The organism is Paractinoplanes tereljensis, from assembly GCF_016862435.1.
GTDB classification, from domain to species: domain Bacteria; phylum Actinomycetota; class Actinomycetes; order Mycobacteriales; family Micromonosporaceae; genus Actinoplanes; species Actinoplanes tereljensis.
Genome location: NZ_BOMY01000022.1, coordinates 155,285 through 170,301, shown reverse-complemented (window position 1 = coordinate 170,301; position 15,017 = coordinate 155,285). Strand labels below are relative to the sequence as shown.

The 15,017-nt window shown below is 70.8% G+C and carries 14 protein-coding genes; 10 read left to right on the top strand and 4 right to left on the bottom strand.

Translation table 11 applies throughout. The features are described 5' to 3' along the window. The first annotated feature begins 68 nt into the window (after positions 1-68). Together Ate02nite_RS15995 and Ate02nite_RS15990 are read left to right on the top strand one after the other, a co-directional pair. Positions 69-1,442 carry an aminotransferase class I/II-fold pyridoxal phosphate-dependent enzyme gene (locus tag Ate02nite_RS15995; RefSeq protein ID WP_203806131.1) on the top strand — a complete coding sequence of 458 codons (1,374 nt, stop codon included), beginning with the start codon at positions 69-71 and terminating at the stop codon, positions 1,440-1,442. Between the two features lie 17 nt (positions 1,443-1,459). Next, positions 1,460-2,761 (top strand): aspartate aminotransferase family protein, encoded by a 1,302-nt coding sequence (locus tag Ate02nite_RS15990; RefSeq protein ID WP_203806129.1) that lies wholly within the window; start codon positions 1,460-1,462, stop codon positions 2,759-2,761. A gap of 157 nt (positions 2,762-2,918) precedes the next feature. Here the strand turns inward: Ate02nite_RS15990 and Ate02nite_RS15985 are convergent, their stop codons facing one another. Next, a complete protein-coding gene (locus tag Ate02nite_RS15985) occupies positions 2,919-3,788 on the bottom strand; it encodes a phytanoyl-CoA dioxygenase family protein (protein ID WP_203806127.1) in 870 nt (289 codons plus the stop codon). A 227-nt stretch (positions 3,789-4,015) separates the two neighbouring features. Here Ate02nite_RS15985 and Ate02nite_RS15980 point away from each other — a divergent pair, with 227 nt between their 5' ends. Together Ate02nite_RS15980 and Ate02nite_RS15975 are read left to right on the top strand one after the other, a co-directional pair. Further along, positions 4,016-4,903 carry a sugar phosphate isomerase/epimerase family protein gene (locus Ate02nite_RS15980; protein WP_203806125.1) on the top strand — a complete coding sequence of 296 codons (888 nt, stop codon included), beginning with the start codon at positions 4,016-4,018 and terminating at the stop codon, positions 4,901-4,903. Further along, complete coding sequence (locus tag Ate02nite_RS15975; protein WP_203806123.1) at positions 4,903-6,972, top strand: PQQ-dependent sugar dehydrogenase; 2,070 nt, start codon at positions 4,903-4,905, stop codon at positions 6,970-6,972. Before Ate02nite_RS15980 ends, Ate02nite_RS15975 begins: the two co-directional genes overlap by 1 nt. A gap of 45 nt (positions 6,973-7,017) precedes the next feature. Here the strand turns inward: Ate02nite_RS15975 and Ate02nite_RS15970 are convergent, their stop codons facing one another. Continuing rightward, positions 7,018-7,614 (bottom strand): hypothetical protein, encoded by a 597-nt coding sequence (locus Ate02nite_RS15970; protein ID WP_203806121.1) that lies wholly within the window; start codon positions 7,612-7,614, stop codon positions 7,018-7,020. Between the two features lie 107 nt (positions 7,615-7,721). On the opposite strand from Ate02nite_RS15970, the gene Ate02nite_RS15965 reads away from it, so the two are divergent. Continuing rightward, positions 7,722-9,695: a sensor histidine kinase gene (locus Ate02nite_RS15965; protein WP_203806119.1), complete on the top strand. Its 1,974-nt coding sequence runs from the start codon at positions 7,722-7,724 to the stop codon at positions 9,693-9,695. Continuing rightward, the gene (locus tag Ate02nite_RS15960) at positions 9,686-10,330 is read left to right on the top strand and encodes a response regulator transcription factor (protein WP_203806117.1); all 645 of its coding nucleotides are present in this window, start codon (positions 9,686-9,688) and stop codon (positions 10,328-10,330) included. The genes Ate02nite_RS15965 and Ate02nite_RS15960 overlap by 10 nt, the downstream gene beginning before the upstream one ends. Here Ate02nite_RS15960 and Ate02nite_RS15955 read toward each other — a convergent pair. Then, positions 10,254-11,360: a GGDEF domain-containing protein gene (locus tag Ate02nite_RS15955; RefSeq protein WP_203806115.1), complete on the bottom strand. Its 1,107-nt coding sequence runs from the start codon at positions 11,358-11,360 to the stop codon at positions 10,254-10,256. The two genes, Ate02nite_RS15960 and Ate02nite_RS15955, sit on opposite strands and share 77 nt — an antisense overlap. A gap of 39 nt (positions 11,361-11,399) precedes the next feature. Further along, complete coding sequence (locus Ate02nite_RS15950; protein WP_203806113.1) at positions 11,400-12,362, bottom strand: aldo/keto reductase; 963 nt, start codon at positions 12,360-12,362, stop codon at positions 11,400-11,402. A 103-nt stretch (positions 12,363-12,465) separates the two neighbouring features. On the opposite strand from Ate02nite_RS15950, the gene Ate02nite_RS15945 reads away from it, so the two are divergent. The 4 genes from Ate02nite_RS15945 to Ate02nite_RS15930 are packed head-to-tail and all read left to right on the top strand — an operon-like array spanning position 12,466 to position 14,986. Beyond that, positions 12,466-13,062, top strand: a complete 597-nt coding sequence (locus Ate02nite_RS15945; protein WP_203806111.1) for a TetR family transcriptional regulator — start codon at positions 12,466-12,468, stop codon at positions 13,060-13,062. Positions 13,063-13,117: 55 nt separating this feature from the next. Next, positions 13,118-14,344 carry an inorganic phosphate transporter gene (locus Ate02nite_RS15940; RefSeq protein ID WP_203806109.1) on the top strand — a complete coding sequence of 409 codons (1,227 nt, stop codon included), beginning with the start codon at positions 13,118-13,120 and terminating at the stop codon, positions 14,342-14,344. Beyond that, positions 14,341-14,658: a hypothetical protein gene (locus Ate02nite_RS15935; RefSeq protein WP_203806107.1), complete on the top strand. Its 318-nt coding sequence runs from the start codon at positions 14,341-14,343 to the stop codon at positions 14,656-14,658. The genes Ate02nite_RS15940 and Ate02nite_RS15935 overlap by 4 nt, the downstream gene beginning before the upstream one ends. Positions 14,659-14,671: 13 nt before the next feature. Beyond that, the gene (locus tag Ate02nite_RS15930; RefSeq protein WP_203806105.1) at positions 14,672-14,986 is read left to right on the top strand and encodes a DUF3349 domain-containing protein; all 315 of its coding nucleotides are present in this window, start codon (positions 14,672-14,674) and stop codon (positions 14,984-14,986) included. Positions 14,987-15,017: the final 31 nt, after the last annotated feature.

The following is a 15,017-nucleotide window of genomic DNA, read 5'->3' as shown; positions in this document are numbered from 1 at the left end:
GGACACTAACGACACACATCGAGCCGAACAATTGCCCGTACGTTACAAAATGTTTCAGGAAGGCAAACTTGATCGCGCTAATCGCCGGGGCGGTGGATGATCGCAGCGCCCGGGGAATTGCCGCGGCCGTCGGCCGTCTGGTCAGCGCCGGAAGCCTGCCGGCCGGGACCCGGCTGCCCACCGTCCGGGACGTCGCCCGCGAGCTCGGCGTCAGCCCGACCACGGTCAGCGAGGCCTGGCGCAGCCTGGCCCGGGCCGGTGCGATCCAGACCCGCGGCCGGTCCGGCACGTTCGTGGCGATGCCCGGCGGACCCCGCCAGGGCTGGCGGTACGCGCAGATGGGCGCGCACGCCGTGGTGTCGCAAGATCTGTCCACCGGGGTGCCCGACCACGACCTGCTGCCCGACCTCACCGACGCGCTCAAGCGGCTCGGCGACGGCCGGTTGACCGCCGGCTACCTGGACGCCCCGGTGCTGCCCGAGCTCGAGGCGGTGCTGCGCGAGCGCTGGCCGTTCCGGCCCGAGCGGCTCACCGTGGTGGACGGCGCGCTGGACGCCCTCGATCGGGTGATCGCCGCCGTGGTTCGCTTCGGTGACCACGTGATCGTGGAGAATCCGGCCTTCCCGCCGCTGCTCGACCTGCTGCAGACGGTCGGCGCCACGGTCATCGGGGTGCCGATGGACTCATCCGGCATGCGACCCGACCGGCTGCACGGCGTCCTGGTCGAACACCCGGCTGTCGCGGTGTTCCTGCAGCCCCGGGCCCACAACCCGACCGGCGCCAGCCTGACTTCGGTGCGGGCCGCCGCGCTGGCCCGCGTCTTGAAGGAATTCCCGTCGGTCACCGTGGTCGAGGACGATCACGTCGGCGACATCGCGTCGGCGGCCCCGGTCAGCCTCGGCGCGCACCTGCCGGACCGGACCGTGCACGTCGCCAGCTTCTCCAAGAGCCACGGGCCCGACCTGCGGCTGGCCGCGATCGGCGGACCGGCCGGCGTGGTCGCCGCGGTCGCCGACCGGCGCCACCTCGGCCCTGGCTGGTCCAGCCGGCTGCTGCAGGCCGTGCTGCTCGATCTGCTCACCGACCCGATCGCGGCCGCGCAGGTCGCCGACGCCCGGGAGGCGTACGCCGCGCGACGCACGGCCCTGCTCACCCGCCTGCACGACCGCGGGGTGACCGCCACCGCCGGCGACGGCATCAACCTGTGGATGGCGGTCGACGACCAGCAGATCGCGCTCGTCTCGCTGGCCGCGCAGGGGATCGCGGTGGCGCCCGGTGCCCCGTTCTGTGTCACCCCGATCGACAGCGACCACCTTCGTGTCACGGCTGGACTGGTCGCCGACGGCTACGACGAACTCGCCGACGCCCTCGCCTCGGCGGCCATCCTGGACAGCCGCGGCAGCGGCCCCCGAACCCGCCAGCACCCCCGCGGCTGGCGCTGATCGCTTGGAGTCTCCCGATGACCGATGACCTGCTGGCTCGTCACAAAGCCGTGCTGCCCGACTGGATGCCGATCTACTACGGCGACGACGCGATCGAGATCGTCTCCGGCTCGGGACGGCGAGTCGTAGGCAGCGACGGCCGCACCTACCTGGACTTCTTCGGCGGCGTGCTGACCAACATGATCGGGTACGACATCGCCGAGATCAACGAGGCGGTGCAGCGGCAGCTCAGCACCGGCGTGGTGCACACCTCGACGCTGTACCTGATCCGGCAGCAGGTCGAGCTGGCCGAGAAGATCGCCCGGCTCTCCGGCATCCCGGACGCCCGGGTGTTCCTCACCAACTCCGGCACCGAGGCCAACGAGACCGCGCTGCTGATGGCGACCAACGCCCGTCGCTCCAACCAGATCCTGGCGATCAAGAACAGCTACCACGGGCGCACCTTCGCCACCATGGCCGTCACCGGGCACCGGTCCTGGTCGTCGAGTTCGCTGAGCCCGCTGACGGTGTCCTGGCTGGCGTCGGCCGACCGGCTGCGCGGGCGGATGGTGGGGCTGTCCGACGGGGATCTGGCCGAGGCGGCGGTCGACGACCTGCGCGAGGTGCTCGCGACGGTGACCGCCGGGGACGTGGCCGCGCTGATCGCCGAACCGATCCAGGGAGTCGGGGGCTTCGTGGCTGCTCCCGATGGAGTGCTGGGGGCGTACCAGAAGGTCTTGAATGAGTCTGGGATCTTGCTTATCGCGGACGAGGTGCAGACCGGCTGGGGACGCACCGGGTCGCATTTCTGGGGCTATCAGGCCCACGGCGTGACGCCCGACCTGGTCACCTTCGCCAAGGGGATCGGGAACGGTTTCGCGCTCGGCGGCGTGGTCGGGCGGGCCTCGGTGATGAACGCGGTGCCGGCGATCAGCTTCTCGACCTTCGGTGGCAATCCGCTGTCCGCGGCGGCCGGCAACGCGGTGCTCGACTACGTGCTCTCGCACGACCTGCAGGCCAACGCGGCCGAGGTCGGCACGATCATCCTGGACGGGCTGCGGGCGCTGGACGTGCCGATCGTGGGGGAGGTGCGCGGGCGCGGCCTGATGATCGGGGTCGAGTTCGTCCGGCCGGGCACCAGCGAGCCCGACCCGGTCGCGACGGTCCGGGTCTTCGACGAGTGCCGGGCCGGCGGCCTGCTGGTCGGCAAGGGCGGGCTCTACGGCAACGTGCTGCGGATCGGCCCGGCCCTGACGCTTTCCGGGGACGAGGCCCGCGAGGGCCTGGCGATCCTGGTCGACGCGATCAGCCGGGTCGACGCGGAATCCCGCATCTCCTGATCTTCGGCGGCCGGGCCGGCGGGGTCGCTACTCCGCCGGCCCGGCCTGGCCTCCCCACCTTTGACCGCCAGGGGGCTGGCGGACCGTGGGTGGGAGGCTTGCTCGCCGGCCCTACTCTTGGCCCGGGTGGGCCGTCGAGACTACGCTCCGTGTTTGGCTATCGGAGCCACGGAATTGTTCGGTCGAGCAGGCCGCGCGTTTGCAATTCGTGCCGCAGCGGGATCTTCTCGTCGATGTATCCGTCCCAATTCACACCCCAGTGATTGGCGGTGTGGGTTGCTTCGCCGAGCAATTGTTTCTGGACCGGCGTGCGGTTCGCCCACCACGCGCCGTCCTTGTCGACCGGCATGTCGTCGAGCGGCCGGATCCACCGGTAGGTGTAGCCGACGAACAGCATCTTGCGGGTCACCGAGCTGCGGTTGACCGAGCGCGAGTGCCACAGCCGGCGGTCGAAGACGAAGGCGTCGCCCGGGTTCGCGGTGATCTCGACGGTGCCGCGCGGGTCGCCCTCGGTGCGCTCCAGGGTGTTGCGCAGGTGGCTGCCCGGGATCACCTTGGTGGCACCCCGGCCGGTCCGCGACAGGTCCGACAGGACATACGCCACCTTGAGTGAGAGCATCGGGCGCGGGTCGCCGACCAGGGCTTCCGGGTCCGAATTCTGCCGGTACCCGTCCTGGTGCCAGCCCCACGCCGGCGCCTCCTCCTGCGGTGACGGCGGCGTCACGTCGAGGTGGTTGTGGTGCGAGTAGATGTTCCAGCCGGCCAGCCCCCAGATGTACGGGAACGTGCTCGGCTGGGTCAGCAATTCGCCGAACTCCTCGTCCCGGTCGAGGAAGCCGAGCATGTGCAGCGTGCCGTCGGACTTGAGCCGCCCGGCCTGCCGCTCGTCGGCGTAGACCCGGTCGACCGCCTCCTCGAGACGGGCCCGGTGCTCCTCGGTCAGCGCGCCGCGGATCAGCAGAATCCCCTCCTGCTGGAATTCGTCGCGCTGTTCGGGCGTGATCGCCTCGAATCCGGTAAGGCTCATTTCCGGTCCCCTCAAGCATTCGTTGTTCACTTGTCCCCCGGGGGCTCCGGCGCTTCACGGTAAAAGACGTGCCGCACCCAGTAATACGTTGCATCTCCGCAAAAAAATTACTCTGCGTAGTTTTGCCGAGACTTCGAGAACTTTTGCTGGATATGAAGAAACTTGGGTTCACTGTGGACGAAACTTCTCGGTAATCTGCCCGGATAGCCGTTCAAAGGAGAGCGTCAATGAATCGCCGCCAACTCCTCGGTGCCGCCGCAGCCGCCGGTGCCGCCACCACGCTTGCCACCCCGTCAGCAGCCTCGGCCGGCGGGAAACTTCACCGAGTGCCGCGCGACCAGATCAGCGTGCAGCTCTACACGCTGCGCAATCAGCTCCAGGTCAACCTGGAGGCCAGCCTCGCCGAGCTCGCCGAGATCGGCTACACGAGGGTCGAGCACGCCGGCTTCGTCGGCCGCACCGCCGCCCAGTTCCGGGCCGCGCTCGACAACGCCGGCATCCGGGCCACCTCGGGCCACGTCGGCATCCCGCAGCCGTTCGACGCGTCCGCGTGGCAGCGCTCGCTGGAGGACGCCGCGATCGTCGGCAACAAGTTCATCGTCCACCCGTTCTTCGGGCAGGGCCCCACCGGACCGATCCGGGACGCCGCCGTCTACCGCGCGTTCGCCGCCGACCTCAACCGGGCCGGCGCCCTGGCTCGCCGGGCCGGGCTCGACTTCGGTTACCACAACCACCACGCCGAGTTCTTCCGGCAGACCGGGACGAAGCTGACCGGCTTCGACATCCTCACCGGCGAGACCGACCCGCGAAACGTGCACCTCGAGGTCGACCTGTTCTGGGCGTTCCGGGGCGCGCACGACCCGGTCGACCTGATCAGCGAGCACCGCGGCCGGATCAAGCAGGTCCACGTCAAGGACCTGGACATCAACGCGAGCTTCGCCGACCCCGGCGACGGGCTCATCGACTTCGGGCGGATCTTCGCGCGTTCGCGGGAGGCCGGCCTGATCGAGTACATCGTCGAACGGGACGACGCCGGGTCGCCGCCGCGCACTCCGGCCCAGGCGCTCGACACCGCCCGGGTCGGGTACAACTACCTGGCCGGGTTGCGGTTCTGATGTTCCGCCGTACCGGACTGGTTGGTTTCGTTGGCGCGGCCCTCCTGGCCGTGCCGACCGCGGCCCTGGCCCATCCGGGCCATGAGTTGCCGCCGGCTTCCGACTTCCAGAAGGTCACCCTCAACGACTTCCCGGGTGAGCCGATCGCGCTCGCCGTGCTGCCCGACGGGCGGGTGCTGCACACCGCCCGCAACGGCGCGGTCCGCATCCACGAGCCGTCGACCGGCCGCAACGTCCTCGCTGCCACCATCCCGGTGTATCTGCACGACGAGGAAGGCGTGCAGGGCATCGCGGTAGACCCGGATTTCGCCCGAAATAAATGGGTATATATCTACTACTCACCGGTGCTGAACACGCCGGCCGACGATCCCACCACGCCGACCGTCAACGAGGGCGACGCGCCGTCCACCGGCACCGCCGCCGACTTCGCCCGGTTCAAGGGCTATCTGCAGCTGTCCCGGTTCAAGCTGGTCGGGAACACCCTGGTGCTGGGCTCGGAACAGAAGATCCTGCAGGTCGCCACCGATCGGGGGATGTGCTGCCACGTCGGTGGGAAGATCGACTTCGACAGCGATGGCAACCTGTTCCTGTCCACCGGCGACGACAGCAACCCGTTCTTCTCCGACGGGTACGCCCCGATCGACGAGCGGGCCGGCCGCAACCCGGTCTTCGACGCCCAGCGGTCGGCCGGCAACACCAACGACCTGCGCGGCAAGCTGCTGCGGATCAAGGTCGGCCGGGACGGCGGTTACACCATCCCGCGCGGCAACCTGTTCAAGCCGGGCACCCCGAAGACCCGGGCCGAGATCTACGCGATGGGCCTGCGCAACCCGTTCCGGTTCACCGTCGACCCGGAGACCGACGTGGTCTACCTGGCCGACTACTCGCCCGACGCGCAGGTCGCCAACCCGGCGCGCGGGCCGGCCGGGCAGGGCCGCTGGATGGCGATCGACAAACCGGCCAGCTACGGCTGGCCGTACTGCGTCGCGCCCGACCAGCCGTACGTCGACTACGACTTCGCCACCGGCGTCTCCGGAGCCCCGTTCAACTGCGCCAAGCCGGTCAACGAGTCACCGCACAACACCGGCCTGCGCAACCTGCCACCGGTGGAGAAGGCCGAGGTCATTTATTCGTACGGCGTGACCGCCGCCTGGCCCGAACTGGGCACCGGCGGTATCGGCCCGATGGGCGGCCCGGCCTACAACTTCGACCGTCATCTGCGCTCGCGGGTCAAGTGGCCGGAGACGTTCGACGGCCTGCCGCTGTTCGCCGAGTGGACCCGCGACTACGTCAAGGCCTTCCACCTCGACCGCCGCCACCAGGTCACCCAGGTCGACCCGGTGCTCCCGGAGATCGTCTTCGACAACCCGATGGACCTGGAGTTCGGCCCGGATGGCGCGCTCTACGTCCTGGAATACGGCGACGGCTACTTCAGCGAGAACCCCGACGCCCAGCTGGCGCGGATCGACTACGTCCGCGGCAACCGCACCCCGATCCCCAAGGCGTCGGCGACGCCGACAAGCGGCCAGGCGCCACTCACCGTCGCGTTCTCCAGCGCCGGCACGGTGGATCCCGACGGCGACCCGCTGGCGTACGCCTGGGACTTCAACGCCGACGGCCGCGTCGACTCGCGGCAGCCCAACGCCAGCTACACGTTCACCGCGAACGGTAACTACCGCCCGGTCCTCAAGGTCACCGACAGCACCGGCCGCTCGGCCGGCGCCGAGGTGATCCTCCCGGTCGGCACCCTGGCCCCGGTCGTGCGGTTCGTGACCCCGACCGAGGACCAGCCGTTCAGCTTCGGCGACACGGTCACCTACCAGGTGGCGGTAACCGACGACGCCCCGGTCGACTGCGCCCGGGTAACCGTGACCTACATCCTCGGCCACGACCAGCACGGCCACCCACTGTCCACATCGTCCGGTTGCACCGGCTCGATAACCACGTTCCTGGACCCCGGCCACGCCGGCTCCGCCAACCTGACAGCGGTCTTCGTGGCGTCCTACACCGACACCGGAACCCCACCCCAAACCGGCACCGACGAGGTGGTCCTCACCCCGGCAGCCTGAGATCGCACCGGCCGGGCCTGCCCCCCAGGCCCGGCCGGGGACTGCCTACCGGCCGGATCGGCCGGGCTCCGCCGTCGGGATCGCTGCCGCCGATGGCGACGCGGACGCGGCCGGGCGGGTCGGGGACTGCAGCGCGACGGCGCCGAGTGCGGTGACCAGGGCGGCGTTGACCGCTACGGCCAGCCAGCCGATGTTACCGATGTGGGCCACCGGCCAGGCCAGGGCGCTTACTGCCAGCAGGGTGACCGCCCAGGTCGGGGCCTTGCCGCGCAGGACCACCGCGCCGAGCAACAGGGTCAGCGGGAAGCACAGGCCCAGTGGCTTGATCAGGGTGGCGGCGCCGGTGGCGTCGACCAGGTCGGTGTCGCCGAGCGAGACGTGGATGGTGTTGAAGCCGTAGGCGACGTCACCGGCCGCGCCGAACGCGCCGACCACCAGCAGGACGGCGGCCAGGACGCCATCGCCCAGCGTCACCAGGCGGACCAGGACGATGGTGTAGCCGACGGCGCCGAGGACGTGCACCACGGCGGCGGTGGGATCGTCCCAGCCGCGGGTCGCGTAGAGCAGGTCGGCGGTCAGGTAGACGGCGGGCGCGACGAAAAGCGATCCGGTGAGCAGGCGGTCCAGGGGCGTGGAAGTCATGTCGCTCACGGTCGTCGAGCCGGAGCGGGCCGGCATCGGGGCCGGCCCTCGACAACTGCCGGGTTAACCCTGATCACATCGGGGCCGCGCGCTGGCACCATACAGACGTGTTGCGCTGGGTGGTGGGTGCGGCGACCGCGGTGCTGGTCGCCGGTGGCCTCGTGCTCGGCTTCCATCTCGGCAACCTGCACAACGGACTGATCGCCGTCTCGTTCGCCGCGGTCGGGTTCTACGTGCTGCGCCGCCGCCCGGACAACCGGGAAGGCCGGTTGTTCGTGGCGGTCGGCGCCGCGCACGCGGTGATGTTCGCGGGCCGGCAGTACGGGCTGCGGGACGGGCCGCTGCCGGGCGCTTCCTGGGTCGGCTGGTTCGGGGTCTGGCCGCTGCCGCTCGTGCTGGTGCTTGTCGGTGTGGCGGTGATGTGCTTCCCGACCGGGCGGCTGCCGTCCCGCCGGTGGGTGCCGGTCGTCGGTGGCCTCGCCGCGATCGGGCTGGTTCTGTCGGTGGTCTCGGCCTTGTGGCCGGTCGAGTGGCCCCGCACCGGACTGGTTGCCGACTTTCCGTTCGACCTGGCCGGGCAGTCGGCTGCGGACGCCTTCTACCGGGTCGCCCGGCCGGTGGGCTATTTGCTGTTCCAGCTGACCTGGGTGGTCTGCGTGGTCGTGCGGGTGCGGCAGGCCCGTGGGGACGAGACCCGGCAGCTGCGCTGGTTCCTGTACGCGGCGGCGGTGTCGGCCGCGGTGATGGTGGTCGGCCTGGCGGTGTGGGGGTCGCCGGTTCCGGGCACGCTGACCGCGCCGCTGCTCGCGGTGGCGGCCGGCGCCGCGATCCTTCGGTATCGGCTCTACGACATCGATCCGGTGATCAACAAGTCGCTGGTGTTCGGCGCGATGGCGGTGCTGGTGACCGCGGCCTACGCCGTGGTCGTGACCGGCGCGGGCCGGCTGGTCGACGGGTACGGCACGCTGCTGTCGCTGCTGGCCACCGGGGGAGTGGCGGTCGCCTTCGAGCCGCTGCGCCGGCGTGTGCAGCGGCTGGCCGACCGGGTCGTCTACGGCCGGCGCGCCACCCCCTACGAGGCTCTGGCCCGGCTGTCCGCGCACTTCACCGCGCCGGCCGGCGGCCTGCTCGACAGCATCTGCGGCACCGTCGCCGACGCGGTCGGGGCGCGCGAGGTGACGCTGTGGACCGGCCCGGCCGACGAGCTCCGGGCGGCATCGATCTGGCCACCCGGCACGCCGCTGCCACCCGGCCCGCGCACCCTGGCCGACCTGCCCACCCGCCCGGCCGCGCCGGTCCAGCCAGCAGAAAGGGGCGACGGACGGTCCGGTGGCGCGATCACGGTGTCGCCGGTCCGGCACGACGGACGGTTCCGTGGCGCGATCACGGTGACGAAAGCGCCGGGGGAGGCCGTCACCACCGCGGAGTCGCGGCTGGTCGGGGACCTGGCCGCGCAGGCCGGGCTGGTGCTGGAGCTGCGGGCCACCGCCCAGCGCCTGGTCGCGGCGGGCGACGCGGCTCGCCGGCGGCTGGAGCGGGACCTGCACGACGGCGCGCAGCAACGGCTGGTGACCGTCGCGATGGAGCTCGGCGCGGTGGTGCGGCTGGCCGGTGACACCGAGGTCGGGGCGCGGGCCGAGGAGGTACGCCGCCGCCTGCTGGCGGCCATCGCCGAGCTCCGCGAGATGGCGCGCGGGCTGCACCCGGCCGTGCTGACCCAGGACGGGCTGGCGGCCGCGATCGAGTTCCTGGCCGACCGATCGGCGCTGCCGGTGCGGCTGACCATGTCGGTGCCGCGGCGGTTGCCGACCGAGGTCGAGTCCACGGCGTACTTCGTGGTCAGCGAGGGCCTCACGAACGCGGCCAAGCACTCCGGGGCCGAGGCGGTGGCGGTTCGGGTCGAGGACGCCGAGGGCGGCCTCGTCGTCGAGGTGTCCGACGACGGCGGCGGTGGGGCCGAGGTTCGAGCGGGCAGCGGCCTCGAGGGCCTCGCCGACCGGCTGGCGACGCTGGATGCCCGGCTGCGGGTCGAGAGCGGGCCGGCCGGCACCCGGCTGCGGACGGTGATTCCGTGCGGGTGATGCTGGCCGACGACGCCGTGCTGTTCCGCGAGGGGATGGCCCGCATCCTCACCGACGTCGGGTTCACCGTGACCGGGCAGGCCGGCACCGGGGCCGCGCTGCTCGGCCTGGTGCGCGCCGACCCGCCCGACGTCGCCGTGATCGACCTGCGGATGCCGCCCGGGTTCGCGGCCGAGGGCATCGAGACCGCGGCCGCGATCCGGGCGTCGGCGCCGGGCGTCGGCCTGATGCTGCTGTCCCAGTACGTCGAGGTGCACCACGCGCTGCGGCTGATGACCGAGTTCGACGGCGGCGTCGGCTACCTGCTCAAGGACCGGGTCTCCGACCTCACCGCGTTCGGCACCGACGTGCGGCGGGTGGCCCGCGGCGACACCGTCCTGGACCCCGAGCTGGTGGCCCGGCTGGTGGCCCGGCGCCGCGAGCGGGACCCGCTGGACGCGCTCACCGACCGGGAGCGGGCCGTGCTCGGGCTGATGGCCCAGGGGCTGTCCAACGCCGCGGTAGCCGCCGACCTGCACCTGGCGACCAAGACCGTCGAGGCGCACGTCACGTCGATCTTCACGAAGCTCGGGCTGGTCCAGCATGAGCGCGAGCATCGCCGGGTGCTGGCCGTCCTGACGTTCCTGCGGGCCTGAGCGCCGACTTCTCCCGGTACATCGCCTGGTCGGCCTGGGCGGCCAAGGTTTCCAGGGTGAGGTCCTGGCCGGCCTGGCGGTGGGCGGCGCCGATGCTGACGCCTACCGTCGCCTGGCCGCCGCTTACCGGTACCGGGCGGGTGATCTCGGCGCGCAGGCGGGCGATCACCTCGGCGGCCTCGGCCGGGCCGGTCTGGGGGAGCAGCACCTGGAACTCGTCGCCGCCTACCCGGCCGGCCAGGTCGCCGGCGCGCAGGGCGGCACGGATGCGGTGGCCGGTCTCGCACAGCAGTTCGTCGCCGGCGGCGTGGCCCAGCTCGTCGTTCACCTGCTTGAAGCCGTTCAGGTCGAGCAGCAGCACCGTCAGCTCGCGGCCGTGTTCGGCGTCGGCGAACTGGGCCAGGCGGGTGCGGTTGGGCAGGCCGGTCAGCGGGTCGTGGCCGGCCTGGTGCTCCAGCGCGCGGCGAGCCTCGTCCAGCTCGCCGATCTGCCGGGCGAACGCGCCGGACTGGGTGCCGCTGATGAACGCGATGACCAGGTTGATCAGGATCGCGAAGGTCAGGTCGCCGGGGACGATGGTGTGCCCGCCGACCCGCAGCGCGAACGGCAGGAAAGCCGAGGTCACCGCCCAGGTGGCGAGGGCGCCGGGCAGTCGGAAACGCAAGGCCCCGGCGACCACCGGCACGATCAGCGCGGTCCAGGTGGTGGTGTTGGCGTAGACCCGCATCGCGGCCACGAACGTGCACATCACCACCAGGTCGGAGACCACCTGGACCGCGCTGCACCAGGCGTACTGCGGGCCGGTCGGGCGGCGGTAGTTGACCACGGCCGCGGTCTGGGCCACCGCCATCAGCGCGATCATCGCGGCGCACGCCACCACCAGGCCGGCCGGCATCCCGCTCGGGAAGACCCGGAAGACACCGGCCATCAGCATCGCGGTGAACAGGATGCCGGCGCCGCGCGCGATCAACTGCCCCGCCTCGACGGTGCGGCGGTGGCGGGGGAGCGACAGGTCGGCGGCGGGGCTCATCGCCGACCCCTTCGGCGGTGAGCCCCGCTTTATGAGCGATCAGACCCAGGTGGGCATGCTGCCACCGGCGTACCGGGCGCCGAACCCGCCGGTCGGCAGGATCTCGGCGATGGCGGCGAGGTCGGCGTCGGTGAGCTTCAGGTCGGCGGCGCCGATGTTCTCCTCGACCCGGGCGGTGGTGCGGGTACCGGGGATCGGCACGATGTGCTCGCCCTGGGCGAGCAGCCAGGCGAGGGCGAGCTGGGAGACCGTCGCACCCTTGGTGGCAGCAAGATCAGCAAGCCGCTGTACGGCGTCCAGGTTCTTCTCGTAGTTGCCGGGCTGCCAGCGCGGGTCGTTGCGGCGCATGTCGGTAGCGTCGTACTCACTGGCCGGCTTGGCGGCGCCGGTGATGAAGCCCCGGCCCAGCGGCGAGTACGGCACGAAGCCGATGCCGAGCTCATTCAGCGTCGGGAAGAGGCTCTCCACCTCCCGCTCGAACAATGAGTACTCGGTCTGCAGGACGGAGACCGGCTGCACCGCGTGCGCCTTGCGGATGGTCTCCGGCCCGGCCTCGCTGAGCCCGAAGTACTTCACCTTGCCCGCGTCGATGAACTCCTTGACGGTGCCGGCCACGTCCTCGATCGGCACCGTCGGGTCGACCCGGTGCTGGTAGAGCACGTCGATGGTGTCCACCCCGAGGTAGCGCAGGCTGTTCTCGACGACCTCGCGGATGTGCTCGGGCCGGCTGTCGAAGCCGTAGCTGTGGGTGAAGCCGAACTTGGTGGCGATCACGACGTCGTCGCGGAAGCCCTGGACCGCCTTGCCGACGGCCTTCTCGTTCTCGCCCCAGCCGTACAGCTCGGCGGTGTCGAAGAAGGTGACGCCGAGCTCGTAGGCGCGCCGGATGGTGGCGATGCCCTCCTGCTCGTCGCCGGGGCCGTAGGCGAGATGCAGGCCCATCGCGCCGTAGCCGAGGGCGGAGACGGTCAGGCCGTGCCGGCCGAGAGTGCGCTGCTGCATGGGATGCTCCTCCGAGTCAAACCAAACGGTTCGGTACGGAGGACGCTACCCCGGCAACGTGCCGCCACCAAACCAAACGGTTCGGTTGGTTACCATGGTCACCATGACCGACTCGACCGGCGACCGGATCGTCGCGGCCGCCACCACCGAGTTCTCCCAGCACGGGATCGCCGGGGCGCGGATCGAACGCATCGCCCGGGCCGCCCGCACCAGCAAGGAACGGGTCTACGCCTACTACCGCAGCAAGGACGCCCTCTACCGGTTCGTGGCGGCACGTGAGCTGGCGGCCATCGCCGAGGCCACCCGGCTGGACCCCACCGATCTACCGGGCTACGCCGGCCGCATCCACGACTACTTCGTCGCGCACCCCGAGCGCCTGCGCCTGATGAACTGGGGGCAGCTGGAGGTCACCTCCGACGCGCCCCAGCCCGACGACCCGTTCCAGCTGTCCATCCGCCGCAAGATCGACCAGCTGCGAGCCGCACAGCAGGCCGGCGACCTGGATCCGGCCTGGGACCCGATCGACATCCTGGTCTTCGTCAACCAGATCGCGATGTCCTGGGCCGCCCAGCCGCACGTCGGCCTGGACTCCACCGAGGACCGCGCCTCGTTCCTGGCGGCGCGCCGGGCCGCGATCGTCGCCGCCGTGCAGCGGCTGTTCCCGGCGGTAAACAGCGTCCCAACCCCGGAAGAACACTAATCTGCCCTGCTCAGGGGTCTTTCAGGTCTGACCTTTACGGGCAGAGGCTGACGTCGTGACAGAGTCAACGGTCATTCTGGCCCTGGTGGTCATCACCGCTCTCGGTTTTGACTTCACCAACGGGTTCCACGACACCGCGAACGCGATGGCCACGTCCATCGCTACGAACGCGCTGCGGCCAAAGGTGGCCGTCGCCCTCTCCGGTCTGCTCAATCTCATCGGTGCGTTCCTCTCGGTCGAGGTCGCGCTGACCGTCACCAATGCCGTCGTGAAGATCCAGAATTCGGACGGTACGCCCAAGGAGTCGCTCACCGCCGGCGGCGGCGAGGCACTCCTGATCATCGTGCTGGCCGGCCTGGTCGGCGGCATCGTCTGGAACCTGCTCACCTGGCTGCTGGGCCTGCCGTCCAGCTCGTCGCACGCGCTGTTCGGCGGCCTGATCGGGGCGAGCATCGCCGGCCTCGGCTGGTCCGGGGTCAACTGGAACGGCAACGGATCCAAGCTCGACGGTGTGGTCGGGAAGGTGATCCTGCCGGCCATCATGTCGCCGGTCATCGCGGGTGTGATCGCCGCGGTCGGCACCTGGCTGATCTACAAGGTGGTCACCGGGGTCGCGCAGCGGTTCACCGACAACGGGTTCCGCTGGGGCCAGATCGGCAGTGCCTCGCTGGTCTCGCTGGCGCACGGCACCAACGACGCGCAGAAGACCATGGGTGTCATCACCCTGGCGCTGATCGCGACGGGGGACTGGACCGACACCAAGAACATCCCGTTCTGGGTGAAGGTCTCCTGTGCCCTGGCCATCGCGCTCGGCACCTATCTGGGCGGCTGGCGGATCATCCGTACCCTCGGCAAGGGTCTCGTCGAGATCGCGCCGCCGCAGGGGATGGCGGCCGAGTCGGCCTCGGCCGCGGTCATCCTGGCCTCCAGCCACCTCGGCTTCGCACTGTCCACCACGCACGTTGCCACCGGCTCGATCCTGGGCTCGGGCGTCGGCAAGCCGGGCGCGCAGGTGCGCTGGCGGGTGGCCGGCCGGATGATCTCGGCCTGGCTGATCACGCTGCCCGCGGCGGCCATCGTCGGCGCGGTCATGTGGTTCATCGGCGACCTGATCGGCGGCCTGGGCGGGGCCATCGCGATCTTCTTGCTGCTGGTCGCGGCGGCCGTCTACATGTACCTGCGGTCCCGCCGGGAGCCGGTCGGGCACCACAACGTCAACGACGAGTGGGAAGGCGCTCCGGACGCGGAGAAGGTTCCCGCCGGCGCAGGGAGTGCATCGTGAGCGACAACCTGGGATTCGCCCTCGAAGGGGCCTGGAAGGTGCTGTTCGCGGGGCTCGTCCTCGGGGCCGGGCTGCCACTACTGTTCGCGCTGGGCATCCGGTCCCTCGCCTGGGGGGCCGGCGGCGAGGCCGAGGTGCACGAGAGCGGCGTCACCGGCCCGAAGCCGCAGCCGATCGGCACGGTTCTGGGCTGGGTGCTCTTCGCGATCGTGCTGCTCGGCATCGCGCTGGGCATCACGTTCATCGTGGCCAGTGGTTTCGGCAAGGCCTTGAGCTTCGAACACATCTACCCGACGATCATCGACAAGCACTGACTGGGAGCCTGCGTTGAGCGATCGTTCGAACTTTCTGACGCGCAGCGTGGAGTGGCTGCGCGCCGGCTATCCGACCGGTGTCCCGCGGCAGGACTACGTGGCCCTGCTCGGGGTGCTGCGCCGCAAGCTGACCGAGGACGAGATCCGCGGCATCGCCAAGGAACTCGCCGAGCAGTCGGTCGTCTCCGAGGACCCGATCAGCGCCTCGGACATCGAGGAGCTGATCAGCGAATCGATGCTGCAGACCGCCACTCCGGCCGACGTGGCCCGGGTGTCGGCGCATCTGGCGGCCGGTGGCTGGCCGCTGGTGGATCCACCCACGGAATGATGAACCTCACATGAACGGCCGGGTGCAAAGC